The following is a 25801-nucleotide window of genomic DNA, read 5'->3' on the forward strand; positions in this document are numbered from 1 at the left end:
AATATGTTAGTTATAGGCAGGAAGCCAGGAGAATATGTAGTAATCAATGAAAATATCAAAGTAAAGGTAGTCAAAAGCAATGATGGTGATTTAAGACTAGCCATTGATGCACCGAGGGAAGTAAGAATTGTTCGTGGAGAATTATACGAACAAGAACAAATGGAGTTAGCAAAATAAAAAAAGATCAAACTCAGGGACGAGTTGAATTTTATGGATTTATTAGCAGGATGCTATATAAATTCATAAGTTTCAGTTCGTCTTTTTGTTTAGATATTTTAAGCTTCATCATCCTAGGCGATGAAGCTTATCATATAAATAAATTTATAGTGAGAAAGGAAGCTCACATTTAAAATTCAAGGAGGGAAATATTATGATTATCAATCACAATATGATGGCTATGAACACTCATAGACAAATGGGTATCAACACAAACACTGGAGCAAAATCAATCGAAAAATTATCTTCAGGATTAAGAATCAATAGAGCAGGAGATGACGCAGCAGGACTTTCTATCTCTGAAAAGATGAGAGCACAAATTAGAGGATTAAACCAAGCATCAAGAAATGGTCAAGATGGTATTTCAATGATTCAAACTGCAGAAGGAGCACTTCAAGAAACTCAAGCAATCCTTCAAAGAATGAGAGAACTTGCAGTTCAATCTTCAAATGATACAAACGTTGAAATTGATCGTGGTGCTATTCAAGGAGAAATTAAACAATTAAAAAATGAAATTGATAGAATTGGTAATACAACTGAGTTTAATACACAAAGTCTTTTAAAGGGTGATGGAAGTTCAAGCTTAGATAAAACGGGTCTTGTAACTAAATCAAACTTAACTGGTGGAGATGTGACTCATACTGATGCAACACAAGCACTTAAGGTAGGATCTGCATTTGTTAAAGGAGATACTGTTAAGCTTAACTTAAATGGAGAAGAAGTTACGATTACTTTTGCAGATACAGCTGATAATGGAAAAGGAGCAGCAAAAGTATTTGATGTAACTGGTAAATCTGCTACAGTAAACTTAGCTGCATCAGCAGATGCAACAACTTCTGCAACTGCAATCAAAGATGCGTTAACAAAGGTAATTGCAGCAAATGATAAATTAGCTGGAAATTATACTGTTGCTGCAAGTGGAGATACAGCTACTATAACAGCTGGAGGAGATTTTGAAGGTTCTAAAGGGTTTATAGGAGCATCTACTATAGGAGGATCAGGAACAGTTACTGGAGGAACAGATTCAATAGGAACTACAGTATATGATAAGGCAAGTGGAACAATAGATTTTAGTTCTGTTTCTACAGATGCTAAATTAGAAGATTTAATTAAAAAAGGAATTACTATTAATGGACAAAAGGTAGAATTTTATAATGCGAATGATGGAGCTTATAAAGGAGATGCTGTAGGAGTTAACATTTCTGATGCTTTAGCGGCAACTGCTAGTAAAGAAGTAGCTCTTTCTAAAGCTATTGCTGATCAATTAGGAGACAAATTAGATGGAGTTTCAGTTACAGACAATACAGATGGTACATTAACAATTACTGCTAAAGAAGGTGGAAAAGCAGGAAATGATATTACTGTATCTGATGGTGGAGTTCAAGAAGATTTTAAAGCAAGTTTCCAAATTGGTTCAAATGAAGGTCAAACTATGGAAATTAGTATAGGGGATATGAGAGCAGATGCGTTAGGTATTAAGGATGTTGATTTATCAACAAGAGAAGATGCACAAAAAGCTATTACTACACTTGAAAGTGCAATAGCTTCAGTATCTGCTCAACGTTCTGAACTTGGAGCATTCCAAAATAGATTAGAGCACACAATCAAAAACTTAGATACATCAGCTGAAAACCTACAAGCATCTGAATCAAGAATCAGAGACGTAGATATGGCAAAAGAAATGATGTCATTCCAAAAGAATAACATCTTACAACAAGCAGCTCAAGCAATGCTAGCTCAAGCTAATCAGGCTCCTCAGGGAGTACTTCAATTATTAAGATAATTATAATTGAATCTATATATAACAATAGAGGGTCAGAGGATTTTTCCTCTGGCTCTTTTGTAATATGTGGAATAAATCGTAAGAACAGGTACCTTGATTAAGTATAAATGAATATTTTTAAGTGTCTTAAAAAGATTAAAAAGAAAGCAGGAGACTTATGGCAAAGCAAGAAGTGATTCAAAAAACATTAGATCTTTTAGAAACAATGGAAGAAGGAATAGTCTATGTTAAGGAAAAACTAGAACAACTTAACATAGAAGCAACTATAACAGTGATGACAGATCTTATAACTGCCTTTATAGAGATTGAGAAAAGTATCACGCCAATCCTAGAGAAACAAGATAATAAAATAAAAGAAGCAACTTACAAATTAAGGAATGCATTGGATACTATGGTAAAAGAATACGAAACTACAAAAGGACAAAAGTCAGTAGAAATCATGCAATTGAACATAGAACCAGCTTTTAAAAACTGGAAGAAAGAATTAGAAAAAACTTTAAGACCTTATATAGTATCTTAAGATATACATGGAGATGAAGTAAAGAGGAATCAAAGAGACAGGTATATTGATTATAAAAAATCTCATGGAAAGACTAAACAATTAGTTGATCTATGAGATTTTTTGATAAAACAAATAAAACATAATTATAATTAAGTTAATTTTAAATAACTTATTCTTGTTTAAGTTAGCTTATTTAGGGTATAATAAAAGTATTATAAAATGAAAAAGGTGAAGAAATGAAATTTATAGGTAGAGAATATGAGAGAAAGATTCTTGAAAAATTATATAGTGAAAATAATTTTCAATTTGTAGTTATGTACGGAAGAAGAAGAGTTGGAAAAACAAGACTATTAAGTGAGTTTTGTAAAAATAAAAATTCTATATTTTTTGTAGCAGAAGAATATAATGACAAAGTAGCTTTAGAAAAATTTTCTAAAAAAATATTGGAACATTTTCATATGGATGAATGGATGCAAGGTTTTGATTCATGGGAGAAAGCTTTTTTATTTCTTAACCAAAAAGCTAAGAAAGAGCCTATTGTATTAATCATAGATGAATTTCCATATATAGTTGCAGCCAATCATTCTATACCTTCACTGATGCAAAACTTAATAGATCATCAATTGAAGGACAGTAAATTATTTATCGTGGTGTGTGGATCTTCTATGAGTTTTATGGAAAAAAAGATTCTTTCGTATAAAAGTCCTCTTTATGGAAGAAGAACATCTCAAATGAAAATAGAACCCTTTGATTTTTTTGATAGTATAAAGTTTTTTCCGAATTATAGTGTAGAACATAAGATAATAGCCTATGGAATTGTTGGAGGAATACCACAGTATTTGTTAAAGTTTAAGGATTCCTTTTCTATTGAAGAAAATATAAAAAATCATATATTAGACAAATCAAGCTATTTATATGAAGAGCCAGCAACTCTTTTAAAGCAAGAGCTTAGGCAACCAGCTTTATATAATTCAATTATTGAAGTAATCGCTACTGGAAGCTCGAAGCTAAATGAGATATCTACAAAGGTAGGTGAAGATAGTTCAAAATGCTCTAATTATATAAAATCACTTATAGAGCTTCAAATTGTAGAGAAAGAAGTTCCAGTAGGAGAGAAAGAAACTAGTAAAAAAACCATTTATTCTATAAAAGATCATTTGTTTCGGTTTTGGTATAGATTTATTTTTAATAACATAGGACTAATAGAACAAGAAATGATTGACTATGTATATGAACATAAGATTTTACCTGATTTAAATGATTTTCTAGGAAGTACATTTGAAAAGATTTGTGTGGATTTTCTCAAAGCTAAAAATAAAAGCATGAAACTACCTTTTGTTTTTGAAAAAATAGGGAGATGGTGGGGGAATAATCCTATTATGAAGAGAGAAGAAGAAATAGATATATTAGCCACCTCTAAAGATCATGCATTAATTGGTGAATGTAAATGGAGAAATCAGCTTTTAGACATGAATGTTGTCCATTCATTGATAGAAAAATCTCAAGCTTTGAAATATGAAAATAAATATTATATATATTTTTCAAAGTCAGGTTTTACAAAAGATGTTATAAATTTTTCAAGTCATAATGAAAAAATTATATTAGTAGATTTTTCTACAGAGATTCTTGGAGAATAAAAAGGATAGGTATCTTGATTATGAAAGATCTCATGGAAAGACTAAAAAATTAGTTGATCTATGGGATTTTTAATAAAGATATAAAGAATTTTAAAAAAATTGCCGATACTTTATACAGAAGGAGTTGATTTTATGGATATAGCAGCTTTATCAATGGGACTTAGTCAAATGAAAGTAGCGCAACAGTCTAGTGTGTCAGTTATGAAAATGGCAATGGATACGTCTAAAGAGCAAATGTCAGATTTGACAAAGATGATGGAACAGTCTGTAAATCCTCATATTGGAGGAAGTATTGATTTAAAACTTTAAAGGTTTTAAGAAAGAATTTGTTTGTCACATTTTATATAAAAATACCGAAAAAATAAAAAGAATCTACTCTATATATAAAGAGTAGATTCTTTTTATCCGATATAATAATAGAATATAAAATAGGGTGGTGTATGATGATGAGAATCGATGGAAGTATAGCTTTTCAAAATCAAAATCAATATCAAAATACAAGTCAGACAGCAGAATGTGGGACAAAAATAGAGGATAACAATGTAGATGTAGAGAATATTTCCAATAAACCCAATAATTTTCCAGGAGAGCATCAACTGATAGAAGCCATTGAAAAATCAAATAAAGATTTAAAATTAGATGGTACAAGTCTTCAATTTTCTATTCATGAAAAAACGAAACAAATAATGGTAAAAATAGTAAATGATCAAACAAAAGAAGTGATCAAAGAGATTCCATCAGAAAAAGTTTTAGATATGGTGGCATCTATGATGGAAAGAACGGGACTATTTTTAGATAAAAAAGCATAAAAATCGGACAGTAGAAGGGAGGGAATAAAATGAATGTAAATCGTTTTAGCGGAATAGCATCTGGTATGGATACAGAAAGTATGGTCAAAGAAATGATGAGAGTTCAGAGAGTTCGAGCAGACAAATATTATCAAAGTAGAGAGACAAATAATTGGAGACAAGAACAATATAATGATGTAAACAAAGATTTTGCAAACTTCATATTAGATGTAACAAAAGAGTTTGGAGTGGAAAGAAAAAGCTTTGGATCTTTAATAGGAGATACATCAAATCTTACTTGGGTAAAAAAAGCCGCTTCATCTAACGAAGACATATTTACTGCAAAAGGTACATCTAAAGCTCCAACGGGAACACATAAAATAAGAGTAGAGAGGTTGGCAGAAGGAGTTAGTGTAGCGAGTTCAGGCAAAATAGAAACTACATCAGGTACATTTATTACAGGACAAACAAAAATTTCAGAATTACAAGGTTTCGGTGGTAGTGGAAGTTTTGAAATTAATGGAAAAGAAATTACAGTAGATGAGAGTACTACTATTAATAGTTTGATACAACAAATCAATACAGGAACAATAGACCATGATAATAATCCTAATACTCCAGAAATTTCAATAGGAATACAAGCTAGTTTTGACTATATGCAAGGAAGATTGTTTTTATCTACAAAGGGAACAGGTAAAAATGCACAGATAAAGGTTCAAGAACTAGATGCAGGTGGGAACCCTAAAGATCCTACTTGGATGAAAGATATTTTTAAGTTAAGTGATGAGATTTTTTCTGAGAATGGAAAAACTGGTCAAGATGCTATCATAGATTTTGATGGTGCAGAAGGTTTAGAATACTCTTCCAATCAATTTACCATCAATGGAATCGAAGTAAATTTAAAAGCTGCAGATCCATCTAAAGAATACACTATAGGCGTAGATACAGATGTAGATGAAGTTTATAATAAAATTAAGTTTTTTGTAGATAAATACAATGAATTAATAGATAAAATGAATAAAAAAACTTCTGAAAAAAGATATAGAACCTTTCAACCATTAACAAAAGAGCAAAGAGATGCCATGAAGGAGAATGATATAAAACTTTGGGAACAAAAAGCCAAAAGTGGGTTACTTCGAGGAGATGAACATATCAATCGTACCCTTCAAAATATGAGAAGTGGGCTATATGAAAGTGTATATGAACAATATGATCCTGACAAGGGAATAGAGGAAAATAAAGAGAACTTATTATCTGGATTTAATCAATTAACGAAAATAGGCATTAAAACAGGTGAGTGGAAAGACAAAGGAAAACTTGTCATTGATGATATTAAATTAAAAGAAGCCATTCGAGAAGATGTAGATGGAGTACTGAATCTGTTGTTTAAACCATCTTCTGTTACAAGTGAGACAGAAGGTATGGATGATTCGTGGTCAGATGCGCAAAAATCAGAATATAAAACAAAAAAAAGACAACAGATGCGAAAAGAATCAGGTCTTATGAATCGTTTGTTTGATGATGTAATCACAGGAATGAAAGATATTGTCAATAAAGCTGGAACAGGAGAAAATGCTTCTATTTATAGAGATGTAAAAGCCAATTTATTAATTGATTTTGTAACCAAAATGGGTTCTATTAGTCATATAGATAAAGATACATTAGATCTAGAAAAGAAAATGACTAATGAAGAAAAAAGGCTTGTTCAAGTTGAACAAAGATATTGGGATAAATTTACTGCAATGGAGAAGGCATTAAGCAAAATGCAATCTCAAAGTTCTTGGGTTGCTCAGCAATTAGGTGGCATGTAATACAAAAAGGAGAGGATTTAGATGGCAATGAGAAATCCATATCAAAATGGATTTAATCAATATAAACAAAATACAGTAAATACAGCACCACCAGAGGAATTAACATTGATGCTTTATAATGGTGCTGTAAAATTTATGAATCAAGCTATTTTATATATAGATCAAAAAAATATTCAAAAATCCCATGAAGTGATTATAAGAGCAAGTGATATTTTGATAGAACTCAATGCTACATTAGACATGAAATATGATATATCAAAAGGCCTTCGCCCTATTTATGATTTTTTAATAGATCAATTAGCACAAGCAAATCTGAAAAAAGATAAAAAGGTGATAGAAGATATTTTACCTATTGTAAATGATTTGAGAGATACTTGGAAACAAGCTATAGAGCTTGCTAAAAAGAAGTAATGAGGGATCATATGCATATAGAAGGCTTGATGGATATATTGATAGAAACTTCAGTCAAAAAAGAAAGTGCTTTACGAGAATTACTAGATTTAACTATTGCTCAAGAGACATTGATCAAACAAGGGTCAATAGAAGAAGTCTTAGAAAAGATAGAACAAAAGCAAAATAAAATCCATCAAATCCAGAAAATAGATATCACTTTTTTGAGTAGCTACCATCAAATGAAAGAGATATTACAGGTAGAGTCTCTAGAGGAAATAGATGTCAGTAAGTATCCTACTTTAAAAAATTTAAAAAGAATTATAAAGGATATTACTGATCTTCTTAAAAAGATAGACGAATTAGATAAAAGAAATGTAGATCAGATGCAAAATGATTTTAAGCAATTAAAAGAAGAAATGAAAAAGTTAAAAGCAAAGCAACAAGGTTCAAAAATTGCTTCTACTTATGGAAATACATATGGACAAGTACAAGGTGTTTTTATTGATCATAAATAAGATAATAACAAATGCCACAGATATAGTGAGAATTAACAAAAGCATATGAGACTTTTAGACTACCAATAGATCGTTTAGGAAACGTCATTTTTAATACTTGAAATTTGAAAATATGGATGGTAGAATGTAAACATAAAATCATTGGTGGTGAAAGAATGGAAGATAAAATTTTATCTTTATTGAATCAATTAGTAGAAGGGCAAAAAGAATCAAACCAAAGGCTGGATAGAATTGAAAATAAATTGGATTCAGTAGTCGAACAGACAGCAGATTTGACAGAATTTAGAACAGAGATCAAAGATTTTAGAAATGATGCAATAAATCAACTTGAAGAAATTAAAGAAAATTTAAATAATATTGAAGTAATAACAGCAAGCAATTGGAAAGATATTGCTAAATTAAAAGCAGTAAAATAAAAGAGAACTATCTATACAGATAGTTCTCTTTTTACATCATCATATCTACAAGCATTCCACGTATATCATCTAATTTTTTTACTACTTTGATTCGATCTACTTCTTGGTTTAAAAAATCTTGTGTCAAATCAGCCAAGGCATGATCTACTTCTTTGACTTTTGAAAAAGTACGATGACGTCCTCTGCGATCTAGAAAACTATCTTTTGAAAAAGCATGAGAATTTTGAACAGTTAAATCTAAAAATTCTTTGACCAATTTTTTATAATCCAAAAGGTCTTGTAGGTACAGGCGATCTCCTATCTTTTCAGATTTTTCTACAATCTTGTCATAAAGATCGTGTACTTTTTCTTTTACTTCATCAGATTTTATTTTTTCAAACTTCTCTAAAAAAGCAGAAGGCATTTTAGTATCTTTTTTTAGAGCTACAGCATTAGGATTGGATATTTTTTGCAAAGCTGTAGGTTGAATAGGCTGTATAGTATTCAAAAGGACACTTCCTTTCTGTATATTCTTCTAAATTATATATCGTCAATTTTTACAAATAGATTAAGACTAAGCTTTATTTTGTCGATATATTTTTTAGAAAAGGGAAAAGGTGAAAAATATGAATGAACTCAATCAAATTAATTTATTTAAGGTTCAAAAGTATTATAACACAATTAAGAAGCCATTTGATATTAATGGAACATTAGTGGAAAAAAATAAAAATAAAGTATGTGTAGATATAGGAAATAATAAAATTGCACAAATGGTTTTAAAAAATAATATAGACCAAAAAATCGGAGATCAAGTATCTATTGATAAATCTAAAATTATTTCTTTAAGAATTTATGATAATAAAACAGATGATTCTATTCAAAATGAAGACTTATTACAAAAAAGTGGAATAGAGATGAGCAAGGAAAATTTAGATATAGCCAAAGCATTAGATGAATTTAATATTCCAGTGAACCAATCTTCTATAGAAAGTATGGTAGCTTCTAAAAAGTATCTCCAAACCATTCAACAAGAATTAAATCATGATATGGCTATTAAATTGATGGATAAAGATATAGATTTGGAAAATGATTCAGTAGAAAAGATTGCAAAAACTATAGAAGAAATACAAGAAGAAAAACTATCAACAAACATAGAAGAAAAAACAGAAATGACTACAGAAGAAGCAGAGGAAATAGCTAAGGAAATTTATGGGAGTAAAATGGGGAAAGAAATTACCAATGCTATTAAAGCCCTTCATAAGGAAAAGATTACAATTGATAAAAAAAATATAGAGAGAATTTATGACATAGTATATAAGCTACAAAAATTAAAAGAAGTAAAAGATGAAAATTATGTAGAGGTATATAAAAAAGGTGAAGTTATTTCAATTGACAACTTGTATCATACAAAAGAAGGGATCCAAACTGGAAGAATAGATTCTTTGGATGAGCGATCATTAATAGCTGTAAAGGCCTATGGTGAAAATATGAATCTTTTATCTAATGTAGAAGACTTCAGCAAATTACAAGAGAAGCTTATTCAGTATTTAAAAGAATTAGGGGTAGCAGTTACAACAGAAAATATAAAGATTGGAGAACTTTTTTTAAAGTTAGGAGTTCCTATAGAGAAAGAACGAATAGAAGAATTTTTGACCATTAAAAATAGTTCGAAGGTTTTACAATCTAGATTAAATGAAGAAATGATTTGCAAAGTTGAAAATGCAGGATGGGATGTGAAAAAACATGACATTCGTATGATTCATCAGATCATAGAAAATGGACAAACACAAAATCATGAATGGATTCAATATGATCAAATGAAAAATCTATCTAGTAGTGAAATGATAGATGTTTTTTCAAAGGTATTTAATACTCAACAAATATTACGTAAAATCCCTAATATGGATTTTTATCAAATTGCATTTCATATGAAGAGAAATATTCCTTTTACATTAAATACAATCCAAAATAGTTATGAAACATTAAATAATGAAAAAAGAGAAGAGATATCTTCTCACGAAAAAAATGCCATACAAAAAAGAATAGAAAATGAAAAAACATTTCAAAGCAAAGAGTTTTTTCTTAAAATGAATATGACTATAAAAGCAGGAGAAGCACTTTATGCAAATGGAATGATTTTAAGCGCTGTGAATGTAAAAAAGGCAATAGATGCTTATGAAACTTATACAAACGTTAGAAAAAATCTTTCCACATCTATGATATTAGATGGAATAAAGGATAAAATAGATTTACAAAATATGACTATTAAAGAGATAGATGAATATACAAAAGAACAAATGGATAAACAAAATAAAGAGCAACATTCTCATTCATCGAAAGAAAATACTCATCAATTGATAGAGGGGATTTCATGGATGGAAAAGGAAGAAGACAAAATTATATCTTTATTGATGAAAAATAATATGGATTTTTCATTAAGAGAAATGAACAAAATATCATATTTTCTAAAAAATCAAGATCAAATGGGTCAACAAATAGGGGAGATGATCAAGCTTCTTGAAGGAGTAGATCATCCTATATTAAAAGAGTATAGAATGAAGCTAGAAAATTTATCTAAAAGCTTTTCTCAAAAATTAAAGGAAGGAGTTTTTGATGAAAAAGACTATGATAAATTTGTAGAGGATATGAAGAGTTTTTCTGAGAATATGAGTTTTGGAGAAGATCAAGAAAATTTGAATCAGAATATGAAAAAAATGATGGAAATTATAAAGATCCAAAAAAATTTTAAAAAGAACAATATAGCTATACAGATGCCTGTATGGATGAATCATGAATGCAGAAATCTTCAAATTTATTCTAGCCAAAAAAATATAGACTCCAATAAGATACCTGTTAGTACGTTGATTCAACTAGACACCAATACACTAGGATCAATAAAAATGGAGCTTTTGATTAAAAAAAATACAGTAGATGTAAGAATACATACAAATCAACAAGAAAAATTTAAAAACCATATATCTTTCTTGGAAGATCATTTTAAGGAAATAGGGTATAATTTAGGAGAGGTTTCTTTTATTGGATAGATATAAAAGCATAGGAGTATGAATATATGAACAAAAAAAATATATTTTCTAAAATCAAAATAAATGAAAATAGATTAAGAAAAGCGTATTTTTTAGAAAATATAACACCGATAGAACAAAATAAAGAACAAATGCAAGAAGAAAAAATGAATTTGCCAAAGGATTTTTATAAAATACTAGGTAAAATGCTTATTTTTGTTGAGAAAATAGATCAATGAAAAAATAAGGGACTAAATAGTTATGAGGGGATTATATGCGTATAGAAGATTTGATAGATATACTGATAGAAATTTCAATAAAAAAAGAAGGGGCATTAAAGAAAATTTTGCATTTAACTATTGCTCAAGAAACACTAAGTAAAAATGGAGATATAGAGAAGGTTAAAGCTACAATTGAACAAAAGAAAAAGATTATACATCAAATTCATCAAATGGATATAGATTTTTTAAGTAGTTATAGCAAATTAAAAAATCTATTAAATGTAGAATCACTAGAAGAGATTCATACAAAAGAGTACCCGTCTTTAAAAGAATTAAAAATTAAGATAGAGGATATTACAGGGTTTCTTAAAAAAATTGAAGAAATAGACAAAAGAAATACCATACAAGTAAAAACGGATTTTGAAAAATTAAAAAAGGAAATGAAAGATTTAAATACAAAACAACAAGAATCTAAAATTGCTTCTATTTATGCAAAAAAATATGCTCAAATACAAAAAAATTTTCCTCCCAAGAAATAATCATTGAAAAATTCTTAAAAACCATGTATAATACTAAAGCATACTTTAGGTCTGTGGTTGAAAGTCCATGCCAGTCGCAGGCAAAGGGACCCACGTAAGGGAGCTCTAAAAAAGGAGCTACTGAGCATGGTGCGGCTTAGAAGTAAGACCTGCCAGATATAAAATTTGAGAGAGGTAATAGTGATAGTAACCCTAGAGCAAACCCTCCAGCAGGCGAGTGTGGGGGCAAAGACCAGGTCAGCTAAATATGTAAAAAAATTCTTGATATTATGTATCAAGATTTTTTTTGTTTTTTGGGAATTTTGTCGATGATATTTTTCAAAAATTCTACAAAAATAATGTGAAAAAATATGTTGTCAGTAAAAACTGTAAAATAATCAAGAAGAAATATGTAAAATTATAAATAAATACATTACAAATTATACTGTGATTCGTCAAAAAAATACTTGTCCACTTAAAACACACATTGTTTTCCACAATGAGAATATTGAAATATAGGTTATCAACAATATTGTCCACATTATCCACAGAAAAATACTAAACAAGTAATAAACATGTGGATAAATTGTGGATATTCATTGATTTACATAGTATGTATAAAATTTTTAGAGCATTTTAAAAGTAAAAAGGATGAAAAAATGAAAAATTAGAAAATTCTGTGGATAAAAAAGTGGATACTGTTGAAAACTTCTGTAAATAAAAATATAAAATATTTGTTTTAGAAAATATAAGATGGGTAAAATATAAATATAATAGTTGCCCTTAAATTTTTATAATACATAGGAAATTATATACTTAATAAAATTGTAGATAAGCTTATCATTTCCATTATGTATTTCAAGAAAGTTGACTGATAAATTTTTAAAAAAGGACTTTTTTGAAAATGAAGGAAATATAAGGGTGAATGTAGAATAAGTATATAAATAAGAAATGAAATTTGAGTTGATTTTAACTCATTCATTATATTTGCTGGAAGGAGCTGACGTATATGATAGTAAAAGTGAGTGGAAAAAATTTAGAGGTTACAGATGCTTTAAGGGACATGATTGAAGGTAAATTAGAAAAATTCGGCAAATATTTCAAGGAGGATGTAGAAGCTCAAGCTACCTTGAGTGTAGAAAAAAATAGACAAATTATAGAGATCACAGTTCCTATTAATGGATCTATGATTAGAGCAGAAGAGTCAACAGAGGATATGTATTCATCAGTGGACAAGGTTGTAGATAAGCTAAATAGACAAATTAGAAAGCATAAGACAAAACTTCAAAAAAGATATAAAGGCCATGATACCATTCGATTTGAAAATATACCAAATTTAGAAGGAAATAAAGAGGAAGCAAAAATTGTAAAAACAAAGAGATTTCCAGTAAAACCAATGGACCCAGAAGAAGCAATTTTGCAAATGGAGCTTTTAGGACATAGCTTCTTTGTATTTACCAATAGTGAAACAGAAGAAGCAAGTGTAGTATATAAAAGAAAAGATGGAAATTATGGATTAATTGAACCAACCTTCTAAAAGAACAGCATAAGCTGTTCTTTTTTATATGGATATCATAAATAAAGATTGATTCCTATTGAGGAATAAGTTTATAATAGACTTATTCAATAATGTAAAATCACAATAGAAGAGAAGTAGGGAGTGAGAGAATATGTTTGAGGGAGCAATCATAGGATTTTTATTAGGGAAAATAAGGGGAGGAAGGTTGTCAAATATCAAATTTTTACATATGAAATGGTGGCCTTTGCTTATTTTTGCGTTGGGGTTACAAATTTTAGGACTATTATTTCAAGATTTTACTTGGATCAGTTACTACGGAGGATTTTTAGACATCCTATCTTTATTGTGTATGTCATTAGTAATTTTTTTGAATAGAGACAGAAAAGGATCTAGTGCATTGTTTGTAGGAGTAGTATTAAATTTATTGGTGATTGTGATCAATAAGGGAAGAATGCCTATATCTATAGATAGTTTAGAGTTTGCTGGAAATGAATTATTGATTGAAGAGATAAAAAAAGGGGAAATGGTTCGATATATTGCATCTGGTGAAGCTGTAAGCTTTAGTCAAGCATTAGGAAAATATATTACGGTACCAAAGCCTTATCCATTTGCAAAGGTTTTAAGTATAGGGGATCTGTTTATGACTTTAGGAGTCATTTTATTTATACAAGGTGAAATGTTAAAAAGTAGATTTGGACAAACACCAGCAAATATGATAAAAATTCCTTATAAAGGGAAAGAATAAAGACAAGAATTATGATACAATGAAATTTGGAGTATGTTTTACTCGAGAGAGGATGGTTAATATGAATCTTTTAGAGAAGATTTTTGGAAGCTTAAATGATAGAGAAGTTAAAAAATTGTTTAAAATTGTAGATCAAATAGAATCATTTGATGAATCTATAAAAAAATTAAGTGACGAAGAGCTCAAAAATAAAACAAATGAATTTAAAGAACAACTAAAAAAAGGGAAAACACTAGATGATATTCTTCCAGAAGCCTTTGCTGTAGTAAGAGAAGGGGCATGGAGAACGTTAGGAATGAAGCATTTTCGTGTTCAATTGTTAGGTGGAATTGTTCTTCATCAAGGAAGAATCGCTGAGATGAAAACTGGAGAAGGAAAAACTCTTGTTGCAACCCTTCCTGTATACTTAAATGCATTAGAAGGAAAAGGTGTGCATGTAGTTACTGTCAATGATTATCTTGCAAAACGTGATGCTGAGTGGATGAAAAAAGTTTATAATTTCTTAGGATTATCTGTAGGATGTATTGTTCATGGCATTACAAATGAAGAGAGAAAAGCTGCATATCAGGCAGATATTACTTATGGAACAAATAATGAATTTGGATTTGATTATTTAAGAGACAACATGGTTTTATATAAAGAAGAAATGACTCAAAGAGGACAAAACTACGCCATTGTGGATGAGGTAGACAGTATATTAGTAGATGAGGCAAGAACACCTCTTATTATTTCAGGAGCAGGAGAAAAATCCACAAAACTTTATCAAATTGTAGATCAATTTATAGGAAATTTAAAACAAGATGTAGATTATGTAATAGATGAAAAAGCCAATACAGTAGTATTAACAGATGAAGATGGTGGAGGAGTAGGAAAGGCTGAAAAATTCTTTGCCATTGAAAACCTTGCAGATCCTGAGAATATGGAGATTTCTCACCATATTAATCAAGCATTAAAGGCTCACACTTTAATGAAAAGAGACAAAGACTATGTAGTCAAAGATGGAGAAATTGTTATTGTAGATGAATTTACAGGAAGATTGATGTTTGGAAGAAGATATTCAGATGGACTTCACCAAGCTATAGAAGCAAAAGAAGGCTTAGAAGTACAAAGAGAGTCAAAGACTTTAGCAACCATTACGCTACAAAATTATTTTAGAATGTATAATAAATTATCTGGTATGACAGGTACAGCCAAAACAGAAGAAGATGAATTTAAACATATCTATAATATGGATGTAGTTGTGATTCCTACGAATAAACCTATTCAAAGACAAGATTTACCTGATTCTGTTTATAAAACAGAGATGGGAAAATTTAATGCAGTTATTAATCAAATTGCTGAAAAACATAAAAATGGTCAGCCTGTACTAGTGGGTACTATTTCTATAGAAAGATCAGAAATACTGAGCAAAATGCTTAAAAAACAAGGGGTAGTCCATGAGGTATTAAATGCAAAGCAACATGAGAGAGAGGCAGAAATCGTATCACAAGCAGGAAGATTTGGTGCTGTAACTATTGCTACCAATATGGCCGGAAGAGGTACGGATATTGTTTTAGGTGGAAACCCAGAGTTTATGGCTAAAAAGGAAATGAAAAAAAGAGGCTATAGTGAATATATTCTTTCTATGGTTACAAGCTTTGCAAAAACAGAAGATGAAGAAGTTACAAAAGCAAGAGAAGAATATAGAAAGCTTTATGAAGAAATTAAAAAAGAAACAGATGCAGAAAGAGAGAAGGTCGTAGAGGCTGGAGGTCTTTGTATTTTAGGTACAGAAAGACATGAATCAAGAAGAATAGACAATCAGCTTAGAGGACGTTCTGGTCGTCAAGGAGACAAAGGATCTTCTCAATTCTTTATTTCACTTGAAGATGATTTGATGAGACTATTTGGCAGTGAAAGAATTCAAGGAGTAGTAGAAAAGCTTGGAATGGACGATGATGAACCAATAGAGGCAAAACTTCTTTCAAAATCCATAGAAGGAGCACAAAAAAGAGTAGAAGGAAGAAACTTTTCTATCAGAAAACATGTTCTTCAATATGATGATGTGATGAATAAGCAAAGAGAAGTTATGTATAGTGAAAGAAAGAAAGTATTAGAAGGAGAAAATCTTAGAGATCATATAATGGGTATGTTAGAAGGTCTTGTAGATAGAAGTGTAGAAGCTTATACAGCAGAAGCAAAATTTCCTGAAGAATGGGATTTAAAAGGTATGGAAGATTATCTTTCAACTTTATTTTTACCAAAGGGAAGTTTATCTTTTGATGATTTAGAAGATATGACAAAAGAAATGTTAAAAGATAGAATTATGAAAATTGCCAATGATTTATACAATATAAAAGAAGAAGAAGTAGGACCTGAAAGAATGAGAGAGCTTGAAAGAGTGATTCTTCTTCGTATTGTAGATACCAAGTGGATGGATCATATTGATGCAATGGATCAATTAAGACAAGGAATAGGCCTTAGAGCGTATGGACAAGAAGATCCAGTAAGAGCTTATCAAGTAGAAGGTTTTGATATGTTTGAAGCTATGACTTTTGCTATTCAAGAAGATACCATAAAACATTTGTTCCATGTAACGGTTCAGACAGAAACAGAAAGAAAACAAGTAGTAAAAGTAACAGGAACAAGTGGAACAGATGCCCCACAAAATCAGCCTCTTGTTAAAGAAAAAACAGTTGGAAGAAATGATCTTTGTCCTTGTGGAAGCGGTAAAAAATACAAAAAATGTTGTGGAAAATAGAAAAGAGGGATTGAGATATGATACAGCTAGAGCAGTTAAAACATGAGCTTAGCTTATTACAAGCTCCTATTAAAGATTTGAGTGTTTCTCTTTGACCTAGAAAAGCTTAAAGAAGATGCACATGATCTAGATCAAAAATCAATGGACCCATCCCTTTGGGATGATCCTCAAAATGCACAAAAAGTTTTACAGAGAGTAAAACATATTAAAGATAAAATGAAAAAATATGAAGATATTTATGAAAAATATGAAGAACTCAATTTATTATTAGATATGGCAATAGAAGAGGGAGATTTGTCAGTTGAAAAAGAAGTACAAGACGAGTTTGTGTCTTTAAAAGAAGCAATAGAGACCCTCAGAGTAGAAACTCTTTTGTCAGGAGAATATGATAGAAGCAATGCTATTTTATCTATTCATGCAGGGGCAGGAGGATTGGATGCTCAAGACTGGGCAGAAATGCTTCTGAGAATGTATACAAGATGGTCAGAAAAAAAAGGATATAAAATAAAAACATTAGATATTTTACCAGATACAGAAGCAGGTATTAAAAATATTACTTTTCTTGTAGAAGGAGAAAATGCTTATGGCTACTTAAAAGGAGAAAAAGGGGTTCATAGAATTGTAAGGATTTCTCCTTTTGATCCTTCAGGGAAAAGACATACGTCCTTTGCTTCTTTAGATGTGATGCCAGAGATTGATGAAGACATTGAGATTGATATTAATCCTGTTGATTTAAAGGTAGATACCTATAGAGCCAGTGGAGCAGGAGGACAGCATGTCAATAAAACAGATTCTGCCATTCGAATCACCCATATTCCTACAGGAATTGTAGTACAATGTCAAAATGAGAGATCGCAGCATAGTAACAAAGAAACGGCTATGAAGATGCTTATGGCCAAATTGATAGAGTTAAAAGAAAGAGAACATAAAGAAAAGATTGAAGATTTAAAAGGGGATTATAGTCAGATTGCATGGGGAAGTCAAATTAGATCTTATGTCTTTCATCCATACAATTTGGTGAAAGATCATCGAACCAATGCAGAGATGGGAAATATACAAGCTGTAATGGATGGAGATATAGATTTGTTTATGAATGAATACTTAAAGAGTATTTAAGTAAAGTCATAAAATTCATCACCGATTTTCAAATTTGGAAAATATATAGAAACATTCGAAAATAGCATTACAAACTCGCTATGCTCAAACAGTGTAATGCTAATGATTTTCTCACTTATTCTATATTTTCACAAATTCTCAATAATTGTTCTGAATTTTATGCTTTACTAAAAATATAATTTGTAGACAGTTTAAAAGTAGCCGAATGGCTACTTTTTTTGAAAGAATTTTTGGTAAATATTATTGAAAGAAAAAAAACATATGGATATAATGGAAATTATAAAGATTGGAAAGGAGATTTTAAAATTTGATCATACAACAATTAGCAAATGAATTTAATATTAAAGCTTCACAGGTCAAAGCTACCATTGATTTAATTGACCAAGGAAATACGATTCCGTTTATAGCTAGATATAGAAAAGAAATGACAGGTGGACTTAATGATATTATTTTAAGAGAAATGTCAGAACGTCTTATTTATTTAAGAAATCTTACAGGTAGAAAAGAAGAAGTTATAAGACTCATTGAAGAACAAGGAAAATTGACAGAAGAAATCAAGGGAAAAGTACAAAATTCAACTACATTGACAGAAGTAGAAGACATATATAGACCCTTTAGACCTAAAAGAAGAACAAAAGCTACCATTGCAAAGGAAAAAGGATTGGAACCTCTTTCTGACATTATTTTTTCCCAGAAAATATTCGACGGCAGTATAGAAGAGATAGCCATAAAATTTGTAGATGAACAAAAAGGAGTAAATAGTGTAGAAGAAGCTATAAATGGTGCTTTAGATATTATTGCAGAAAAAATTTCTGATGATGCTGAATATAGAAAAAAGATAAGAAATATGACTTATGCAAAAGGTATAGTAGTATCTCATGCTGTAGACGAAGAAGAAGAAACTGTTTATGAAATGTATTATGATTATAAAGAACCTGTAAATAAAATACTAGATCATAGAGTTTTGGCCATCAATAGAGGAGAGAAAGAGAAAAAATTAAAAGTAAAGATCGATGCACCTATAGAAGATATTTTATTATTTTTACAAAAGTCTATATTAAAACTGAAGAGTTTTACAAAAGAACTTTTACTTACAGCAATAGAAGATGCTTATAAAAGACTGATTGCTCCATCTATAGAAAGAGAAATCAGAAATGATTTAACACAAAGGGCAGAAGAAGAAGCTATCAAGGTATTTGCAAAAAATACAAAACCACTTTTATTAATTCCTCCCATCAAAGATGTTAGAGTACTTGCCATAGATCCAAGCTATAGGACAGGATGTAAGATTGCTATTTTAGATGAAACTGGAAAGTTATTAGATTATACGACTATCTATCCAAATGCACCCCATCATAAAGTGGAAGAAGCTAAAATAGTCATAAAAGATATGATTCAAAAGTATAATATAGATATCATTCCTATTGGAAATGGTACTGCATCAAGAGAAACAGAATTTATAGTAGCTGAGTTATTAAAAGAAATAGATAAGAAAGTATATTATACGATTGTAAGTGAAGCAGGAGCTTCTGTATATTCGGCATCTAAGCTTGCAGCAGAGGAGTATCCAGATATAGATGTATCTATAAGAGGAGCTATCTCTATAGGGAGAAGACTACAAGACCCATTGGCAGAGCTTGTAAAAATTGATCCAAAGAGTATTGGAGTAGGACAATATCAGCATGATTTGAATCAAAGCAAATTAGGAGAAAGTCTTAAAAATGTAGTAGAAGATTGCGTAAATAGTGTAGGGGTAGATTTAAATACAGCAACACCTTCTCTTCTTCAATATGTATCAGGAATTTCTTCATCTATTGCTAAAAATATTGTAGGATATAGAGAAGAAAATGGGAAATTTAAAAACAGAGAAGAAATCAAAAAGGTAAAAAGATTAGGGGAAAAGGCTTATGAGCAATGTGCAGGTTTTCTTAGGATATCTAATGGGGACAATCCATTAGATAATACAGCAGTTCATCCAGAGTCTTATCCTATTACTATGAAACTTGTAGAAAAATTAGGATACTTAAAAAATCATATTGAAGCTGGGAGATTAAAAGATATAGAGTCAAAAATATTAGAATATAAACCAGGAAATACACTAGAGCAAAATATAGAAAAGTTATCTATTGAATTAGAAGTCGGAATTCCTACACTGAAGGATATTATACAAGAAATAAAAAAACCTGGTAGAGATCCTAGAGAAGAAATGCCAAAGCCAGTATTTCGATCAGATGTACTAAAGATGGAAGATTTAAAGCTAGATATGGTAATGACGGGAACCGTAAGAAATGTAGTAGACTTTGGAGCATTTGTAGATATAGGAGTCAAACAAGATGGTCTAGTTCATATTTCACAGCTTAGTGAAAAGTTTGTAAAACATCCTATGAATGTAGTAGCTGTTGGAGATGAAGTAAAAGTAAAAATTATAGGATTAGATATAGAAAGAGGAAAGATTTCACTTACCATGAAGGGAGTATAAAATGACCATTAAAAATATATTATTTGATTTAGATGGAACATTATTAGATACCAATGAGCTAATTATTCAGTCCTTTCAATATACTTATAAAACACATCTCAAAAAGGATGTTCCTAAAGAAGAGATTATAAAGTCTTTTGGAGAAATATTAAAAGTTACATTAGATAGAGAATTTAAAGATTTAAGTGATGTGGCATTAAAAACCTATAGAGATTTTCAATTCAGTAGATTTGATGATTATATTACTATGCATCAAGGAGTAAAAGAAGGACTCAAAAGATTATATGATGATGGGTATCATCTAGGAGTAGTTACTTCAAGATTGAACGAATCTGCTAAAAGAGGATTAGACTTATTTCATCTAACGGATTATTTTGATGTGATTATTGGTGCAGATGATACGACTATTCATAAACCAGATCCTACTCCTGCCCTTTTAGCACTAGAAAAAATAGGTGGCCAAGTAGAGGAAAGTATGATTGTAGGAGATAGTCCCTATGATATTTTATGTGGAAAAAACGCAGGAATGATTTCTGTAGCCGTGGGATGGAGTGCTCTTCCTAGGGATATGTATATGAAACACGATCCTGATCATGTAGTAGAAAGTATGGAAGAATTAATAGATATTATAAAAAGTTTGTAGTGTAAAGTGGTAAAAATCTTTTTATAAATAGTATTGAATGGTATAATTGAAAGAAAATAACAATAAATGGAGGATGTTTTTATGTTACTTATCAAAAATGCTACCATTTGGACCATGGAAGGTACAAATTATGAAAGAGGAAGTATATTAATAGAAGAAGGAAAAATAAAAAAAATAGCAGAACATATAGAAGCTCCTGCAAATACAAAAGTGGTGGATGCTACAGATAAAATTGTCATGCCAGGATGTATTGATGCGCATTGCCATTTAGGCATGTGGGAAGATGCTATAGGTTTTGAAGGAGCAGATGGAAATGAAATGACAGATCCTGTAACTCCACATCTTAGAGCTATTGATGCTATTAATCCTTTAGATAAAAACTTTGAAGAGGCAAGAGAAGGTGGGATTACTACCGTTGCTACAGGACCTGGAAGTGCCAATGTATTAGGAGGTCAGTTTGCAGCTATTAAAACATATGGAGATCGTATTGACAATATGATTGTAAAGGCGCCACTAGCACAAAAGTGTGCTTTTGGAGAGAATCCGAAGAGAGTGTATCATGATCAAAAACAAACTCCTATGACAAGAATGGCTACAGCTGCTATTTTAAGAGATACTTTATATAAAGCAAAAAGATATAAAGAACAATTAGAAGCTTCAAAAGATGATTTATCTAAAAAACCTTCTTATGATATGAAATTAGAAGCATTACTTCCTGTACTAAGAAGAGAGATTCCACTTAAAGCTCATGCTCATAGAGCAGATGATATATTTAGCGCTATAAGAATTAAAAAAGAATTTAATGTGAAAATGACTCTAGATCATTGTACAGAAGGACATTTAATTGTAGATGAATTAAAAGAAGAAGGCTTAGCTGCTATTGTAGGACCAAGCTTTGGAGAAAGACCTAAAGTAGAGCTTAAAAATACTACCTTTGAAACTCCAGGTATTTTAAACAATGCAGGAATGAAAGTAGCTATTATGACAGATCATCCTGTAATACCTGTTCAATATCTTCCTATGTGTGCAGCATTTGCAGTAAAAGCAGGAATGAAAGAAGAAGAAGCTCTAAAGGCGATTACTATTTATCCAGCAGAAATTTTAGGCATTGATAACCATGTAGGAAGCATCAAAGAAGGAAAAGATGCAGATATAGCCATATGGGATGGGCATCCTTTCGACTTGCAATCAAAGGTAAGCTGTACCATTATAGATGGAACAATTGTATATGAAGAAAAGTAAATCATATGGAGAATGATTTATGTGATTTTTATTTGTAGAATTTTATATAGATACAAGTAAATTTAAAGGGGAGCTTTAGATGAATAGTATGCCTATAAGTGTAATGATTTTTGGCGCATTTCCAGAAGCAATACTTATGTTATGGGCAGGGCTTTTATTGATGGGAGAGAGACCTAATATAAAAAAAGTTATAGGAGTGGCTATATTTCAGGGCATTACTTCTTACTTTATTAAACAATATGCAGATTTTGATATGTATACAATAATATGGATAAGTACTTTTATCTTATATACTCATTGGATTACGAGAGTAAAATGGAAGACTAGCTTTTTTGCTATATTAATTTCTAGTGCAATTGTTTGTCTATTGGAAGGATCTGTATTTATTTTTATGAATATTAATCCAATTTATTTGCATTTTGTAGCTTGGAAAAGCATTTTGTTATTGTTACCTCATGAAATGGTATTGATTTTTATTATTTATTTTGTACATAAAAAAAATGTTTCTTTAGTAAGTGAATGTAACTAGATCAATAACTTGATCTGATAAGTATTGAAAAAGAAAAACAATTCATGTATAATCAATATAGAATAAAATAAAATCATGTGAATCTTCAGGGCAGGGTGAAATTCCCGACCGGCGGTATAGTCCGCGAGTGGCGAAAGCTACTGAACTGGTGTAACTCCAGTACCGACAGTAAAGTCTGGATGGAAGAAGATGAATTTTTTATGTGTTCATGTTGCCTGAAGATCATTCTTCAGGCTTTTTTGTGCCTGAAAAGACTTAAGGAGGTTTTTAAAATGAATAGAACATCTACAGTACAAAAAGGTTTTTTTGGATTTAGAACGGTTACAACAGCTCATGGATTGGTAAAAATTTCAATATTATCTGTTTTGGCTTACTTAATTATGTTCATAGAAATGCCTATCTTATTTTTTCCAGGCTTTTTAAAAATGGATTTAAGTGATTTACCTGCTTTGATCGGAGGTCTAGCCCTTGGACCTGCTGCAGGAATTATGATAGAGCTTGTAAAAAATTTACTTCATTTTTTAACAAAAACTACTACAGGGGGAGTAGGAGAATTTGCAAATTTTTTAATAGGAATTTCTTTAATTATTCCTGCTAGTGCTATGTATAGAATGAAGAAAAAGAAGACAGGAGCTATTATTGGATTGATTATTGGAGCTATATGTATGGGGATTGTGGGAGGACTTGCCAACTATTTTATGCTGCTTCCTTTTTATGCAAAGGTTATGCCCCTAGAACAAATTATAGCCATTAGTGCTTCAGCAAATGGTGCAATCAAAGATATAAAAACATTAGTTTATTATGGAGTAATTCCATTTAATATCATCAAGGCAATTATTATATCTATTTTTACCATATCATTATATAAAAAGCTTTCTCCTATTTTAAAGGAAAGATAGGCTAAGAGAAAGTTTTCTCAATCTGTAGCTAAAGTCATAAAAAACGTCACTAAATTTTCAAACTTGGAAAATATAAAGAAACGATCGAAAATAGCATTACAAACTCGCTATGCTCAAACAATGTAATGCTAAGCATTTTCTCACTTATTCTATATTTTCACAAATTTTCAATAAATGTTCCTTATTTTTATGACTTTGCTAAAATATAGTTTGTCTTCAGTCTGGGGCAAGGGAAACCTTGCTCTTTGGTATTTTTTTTGAGAAAATATATAAAGATAGTAGTATTTAGGGTAAAATACACTTAAGTAGATAAGATAGAGGTGTAAAAATGAAAATAATAAGTAGTAGTGAACAAAAGACTTATGATTTAGGATATAAGTTAGGAAAGTTTTTACAAAAGGGAGATGTAGTATGTTTAACAGGTGATTTAGGGGCAGGAAAAACTACTTTATCCAAAGCAATTGCCAAGGGTTTAGAAGTAGAGGAATGTGTAACCAGTCCAACTTTTACTATTATTCATGAATACGAAGGAAGAGTTCCTTTGTATCATTTTGATGTATACAGAATTGGAGAAATAGATGAAATGGAAGATTTAGGGTATGAGGAATATTTTTATGGAGAGGGAGTTTGCTTGGTAGAGTGGGCTTCCCAAATAGAAGAGATTATTCCAAAAGAACATCTATGGATTCATATCAAAAAAATCGATGATCATACAAGAGAAATAGAAATAAAAGGAACAAGTCATCATTTTCATACCATACTAGAGGAGTTGAAATAATCATGAAAATTTTAAGTTTTGATACATCATCTATGGTAGCTACCATCGCTCTTATAGAAGATGAAAAATTAATAGGGGAATATATCATCAATCATAAAAGAACCCATTCTCAAAAGCTTATGCCTATGATTGATGAGCTTTTAAAAAGCTGTGAAGTAAAAATAGAAGAGATAGATAAAATTGCAGTGGCAAAAGGGCCAGGATCTTTTACAGGAATAAGAATAGGAATCGCTACGGCTAAAGGACTTGCTCATGCTCTTAATATTCCTGTTGTAGGTATTTCTACACTAGATGGACTTGCATTTAATCTATACAATAGCAATGGATTGATTTGCCCCATATTAGATGCAAGAAGAAGTCAAGTCTATACTGCTATTTATAAGTGGGATGGAGGAAGTTTACATAGAATAGAGGAGCCTATGGCTATCTCTATAGAAGAGTTAGCGGAAATTCTTTTAAAAAGACCAGAGCCTGTTATTTTTTTAGGAGATGGAGTGGGAAGTAATAAAGAATATCTTGTAGAGGTATTAAAAGAGAGAGCTATATTTGCTCCAAATAGTCATAATATAACAAAAGCATCTTCTATTGGACAGCTTGCTATGCAAAAAGAGGAAGATGAAAATTGTTATGAGCTGGTTCCTACTTACTTGAGGAAATCTGAAGCAGAAAGACAATATGAGGAGAAACAAAAAAGGTGTGAAGAGAATGGACAATGTAAGTGTTAGGTTTATGGAACAAAAAGATATAGAAGAAGTTTTTCAAGTAGAAAAAAAATGTTTTACCATTCCTTGGTCTAGACACTCTTTTTTACAAGAGATGAGAAATGAAATGGCTATCTATGTAGTCATAGAAGATCATGAAAAGGTAGTAGGATATGGTGGAATGTGGAAAATTGTAGATGAAGGACATATTACCAATATAGCTATACATCCTACCTATAGAAAGAAAGGGTATGGAGACAAAGTTGTAAAAGCATTGATTCAGATTGCAAAAGAACAAAAAATAAATAGTATGACATTGGAAGTGAGAGCATCTAATGAAGTTGCTAAATGTCTTTATGAAAAAAATGGTTTTTATTCATGTGGAGTAAGACCCAAATATTATGAAGATAATGGGGAAGATGCAGTGATTATGTGGGCAGAATTTCAATAAATTCTGCCCACATTTGAGAAAATCATAAAATTCCCAAGCTCATGGCGCCAACGAAATCTTTTCATTACATTCAAGATTTCCGTTGCTTAAAAAACGTCACTAATTGTTCTTTATTTTTATGATTTTGCTAAAATGTAGTTTGTATTCAGTCTAGAAT

At 30.5% G+C, this 25801-nt stretch carries 26 protein-coding genes and 1 riboswitch; of the genes, 25 read left to right on the forward strand and 1 reads right to left on the reverse strand.

Annotated elements, in window-relative coordinates; translation table 11 throughout:
• Window positions 1–3: 3 nt before the first annotated feature.
• The 10 genes from BN2409_RS06275 to BN2409_RS06315 all read left to right on the forward strand — a co-directional run bounded on the left by BN2409_RS06275 (window position 4) and on the right by BN2409_RS06315 (window position 8061).
• Complete coding sequence (locus tag BN2409_RS06275) at window positions 4–177, forward strand: carbon storage regulator (protein ID WP_053955789.1); 174 nt, start codon at window positions 4–6, stop codon at window positions 175–177.
• A 193-nt stretch (window positions 178–370) separates the two neighbouring features.
• Window positions 371–1999: a flagellin N-terminal helical domain-containing protein gene (locus tag BN2409_RS06280; protein WP_053955790.1), complete on the forward strand. Its 1629-nt coding sequence runs from the start codon at window positions 371–373 to the stop codon at window positions 1997–1999.
• 157 nt (window positions 2000–2156) lie between these two features.
• Window positions 2157–2519 (forward strand): DUF8042 domain-containing protein, encoded by a 363-nt coding sequence (locus tag BN2409_RS06285; RefSeq protein WP_053955791.1) that lies wholly within the window; start codon window positions 2157–2159, stop codon window positions 2517–2519.
• A 218-nt stretch (window positions 2520–2737) separates the two neighbouring features.
• Entirely contained in the window at window positions 2738–4138 is a 1401-nt protein-coding gene (locus tag BN2409_RS06290; RefSeq protein ID WP_053955792.1) for an ATP-binding protein, read from the forward strand.
• Window positions 4139–4270: 132 nt separating this feature from the next.
• Window positions 4271–4447, forward strand: coding sequence for a YjfB family protein (locus BN2409_RS16750; protein ID WP_110942986.1), 177 nt, complete (start codon window positions 4271–4273; stop codon window positions 4445–4447).
• Window positions 4448–4581: 134 nt separating this feature from the next.
• Window positions 4582–4947, forward strand: coding sequence for a flagellar protein FlaG (locus tag BN2409_RS06295; protein WP_053955793.1), 366 nt, complete (start codon window positions 4582–4584; stop codon window positions 4945–4947).
• A gap of 29 nt (window positions 4948–4976) precedes the next feature.
• Entirely contained in the window at window positions 4977–6737 is a 1761-nt protein-coding gene (fliD, locus tag BN2409_RS06300) for a flagellar filament capping protein FliD (protein WP_053955794.1), read from the forward strand.
• A 21-nt stretch (window positions 6738–6758) separates the two neighbouring features.
• Window positions 6759–7148 carry a flagellar export chaperone FliS gene (gene fliS, locus BN2409_RS06305; RefSeq protein ID WP_053955795.1) on the forward strand — a complete coding sequence of 130 codons (390 nt, stop codon included), beginning with the start codon at window positions 6759–6761 and terminating at the stop codon, window positions 7146–7148.
• Between the two features lie 11 nt (window positions 7149–7159).
• Window positions 7160–7645 (forward strand): flagellar export chaperone FlgN, encoded by a 486-nt coding sequence (gene flgN, locus BN2409_RS06310; RefSeq protein ID WP_053955796.1) that lies wholly within the window; start codon window positions 7160–7162, stop codon window positions 7643–7645.
• 104 nt (window positions 7646–7749) lie between these two features.
• Entirely contained in the window at window positions 7750–8061 is a 312-nt protein-coding gene (locus tag BN2409_RS06315; RefSeq protein WP_242847916.1) for a hypothetical protein, read from the forward strand.
• A gap of 31 nt (window positions 8062–8092) precedes the next feature.
• On the opposite strand, the gene BN2409_RS06320 is transcribed toward BN2409_RS06315, so the two are convergent.
• Entirely contained in the window at window positions 8093–8548 is a 456-nt protein-coding gene (locus BN2409_RS06320; RefSeq protein WP_053955798.1) for a YaaR family protein, read from the reverse strand.
• Window positions 8549–8666: 118 nt separating this feature from the next.
• Here BN2409_RS06320 and BN2409_RS06325 point away from each other — a divergent pair, with 118 nt between their 5' ends.
• From BN2409_RS06325 to rimI, 15 genes are all read left to right on the forward strand, one after another.
• A complete protein-coding gene (locus tag BN2409_RS06325) occupies window positions 8667–11084 on the forward strand; it encodes a flagellar hook-length control protein FliK (RefSeq protein ID WP_053955799.1) in 2418 nt (805 codons plus the stop codon).
• A gap of 26 nt (window positions 11085–11110) precedes the next feature.
• Window positions 11111–11302 (forward strand): hypothetical protein, encoded by a 192-nt coding sequence (locus BN2409_RS06330; protein WP_053955800.1) that lies wholly within the window; start codon window positions 11111–11113, stop codon window positions 11300–11302.
• Window positions 11303–11337: 35 nt separating this feature from the next.
• Window positions 11338–11823: a flagellar export chaperone FlgN gene (gene flgN / locus BN2409_RS06335; protein ID WP_053955801.1), complete on the forward strand. Its 486-nt coding sequence runs from the start codon at window positions 11338–11340 to the stop codon at window positions 11821–11823.
• Window positions 11824–12811: 988 nt separating this feature from the next.
• Entirely contained in the window at window positions 12812–13339 is a 528-nt protein-coding gene (hpf, locus tag BN2409_RS06340; protein ID WP_053955802.1) for a ribosome hibernation-promoting factor, HPF/YfiA family, read from the forward strand.
• A 133-nt stretch (window positions 13340–13472) separates the two neighbouring features.
• A complete protein-coding gene (locus BN2409_RS06345) occupies window positions 13473–14066 on the forward strand; it encodes a DUF5317 domain-containing protein (protein ID WP_053955803.1) in 594 nt (197 codons plus the stop codon).
• 61 nt (window positions 14067–14127) lie between these two features.
• Window positions 14128–16806 carry a preprotein translocase subunit SecA gene (secA, locus tag BN2409_RS06350; RefSeq protein WP_053955804.1) on the forward strand — a complete coding sequence of 893 codons (2679 nt, stop codon included), beginning with the start codon at window positions 14128–14130 and terminating at the stop codon, window positions 16804–16806.
• A gap of 17 nt (window positions 16807–16823) precedes the next feature.
• A protein-coding gene (prfB, locus tag BN2409_RS06355; protein ID WP_110942989.1) for a peptide chain release factor 2 occupies window positions 16824–17922 on the forward strand; the annotation gives its coding sequence in 2 pieces (ribosomal slippage) (window positions 16824–16898 and window positions 16900–17922; 1098 coding nt in all).
• A gap of 307 nt (window positions 17923–18229) precedes the next feature.
• Window positions 18230–20401 carry a Tex family protein gene (locus BN2409_RS06360; protein ID WP_053955805.1) on the forward strand — a complete coding sequence of 724 codons (2172 nt, stop codon included), beginning with the start codon at window positions 18230–18232 and terminating at the stop codon, window positions 20399–20401.
• Window position 20402: 1 nt separating this feature from the next.
• Window positions 20403–21044, forward strand: coding sequence for a pyrophosphatase PpaX (ppaX, locus tag BN2409_RS06365; RefSeq protein ID WP_053955806.1), 642 nt, complete (start codon window positions 20403–20405; stop codon window positions 21042–21044).
• Between the two features lie 81 nt (window positions 21045–21125).
• Window positions 21126–22286, forward strand: a complete 1161-nt coding sequence (locus tag BN2409_RS06370; protein ID WP_053955807.1) for an amidohydrolase — start codon at window positions 21126–21128, stop codon at window positions 22284–22286.
• A gap of 79 nt (window positions 22287–22365) precedes the next feature.
• Window positions 22366–22815, forward strand: coding sequence for a hypothetical protein (locus tag BN2409_RS06375; RefSeq protein ID WP_053955808.1), 450 nt, complete (start codon window positions 22366–22368; stop codon window positions 22813–22815).
• A gap of 77 nt (window positions 22816–22892) precedes the next feature.
• Window positions 22893–23010, forward strand: a riboswitch (FMN riboswitch).
• Between the two features lie 77 nt (window positions 23011–23087).
• The gene (locus BN2409_RS06380; protein ID WP_053955809.1) at window positions 23088–23714 is read left to right on the forward strand and encodes an ECF transporter S component; all 627 of its coding nucleotides are present in this window, start codon (window positions 23088–23090) and stop codon (window positions 23712–23714) included.
• A gap of 328 nt (window positions 23715–24042) precedes the next feature.
• A complete protein-coding gene (gene tsaE / locus BN2409_RS06385; protein WP_053955810.1) occupies window positions 24043–24492 on the forward strand; it encodes a tRNA (adenosine(37)-N6)-threonylcarbamoyltransferase complex ATPase subunit type 1 TsaE in 450 nt (149 codons plus the stop codon).
• Window positions 24493–24494: 2 nt separating this feature from the next.
• A complete protein-coding gene (gene tsaB / locus BN2409_RS06390) occupies window positions 24495–25217 on the forward strand; it encodes a tRNA (adenosine(37)-N6)-threonylcarbamoyltransferase complex dimerization subunit type 1 TsaB (RefSeq protein ID WP_053955811.1) in 723 nt (240 codons plus the stop codon).
• Window positions 25198–25644, forward strand: a complete 447-nt coding sequence (gene rimI, locus BN2409_RS06395) for a ribosomal protein S18-alanine N-acetyltransferase (protein ID WP_053955812.1) — start codon at window positions 25198–25200, stop codon at window positions 25642–25644. Before tsaB ends, rimI begins: the two co-directional genes overlap by 20 nt.
• Window positions 25645–25801: the final 157 nt, after the last annotated feature.

Origin of the sequence: Inediibacterium massiliense, from assembly GCF_001282725.1 — a bacterium.
GTDB classification, from domain to species: Bacteria; Bacillota; Clostridia; order Peptostreptococcales; family Thermotaleaceae; genus Anaerophilus; species Anaerophilus massiliensis.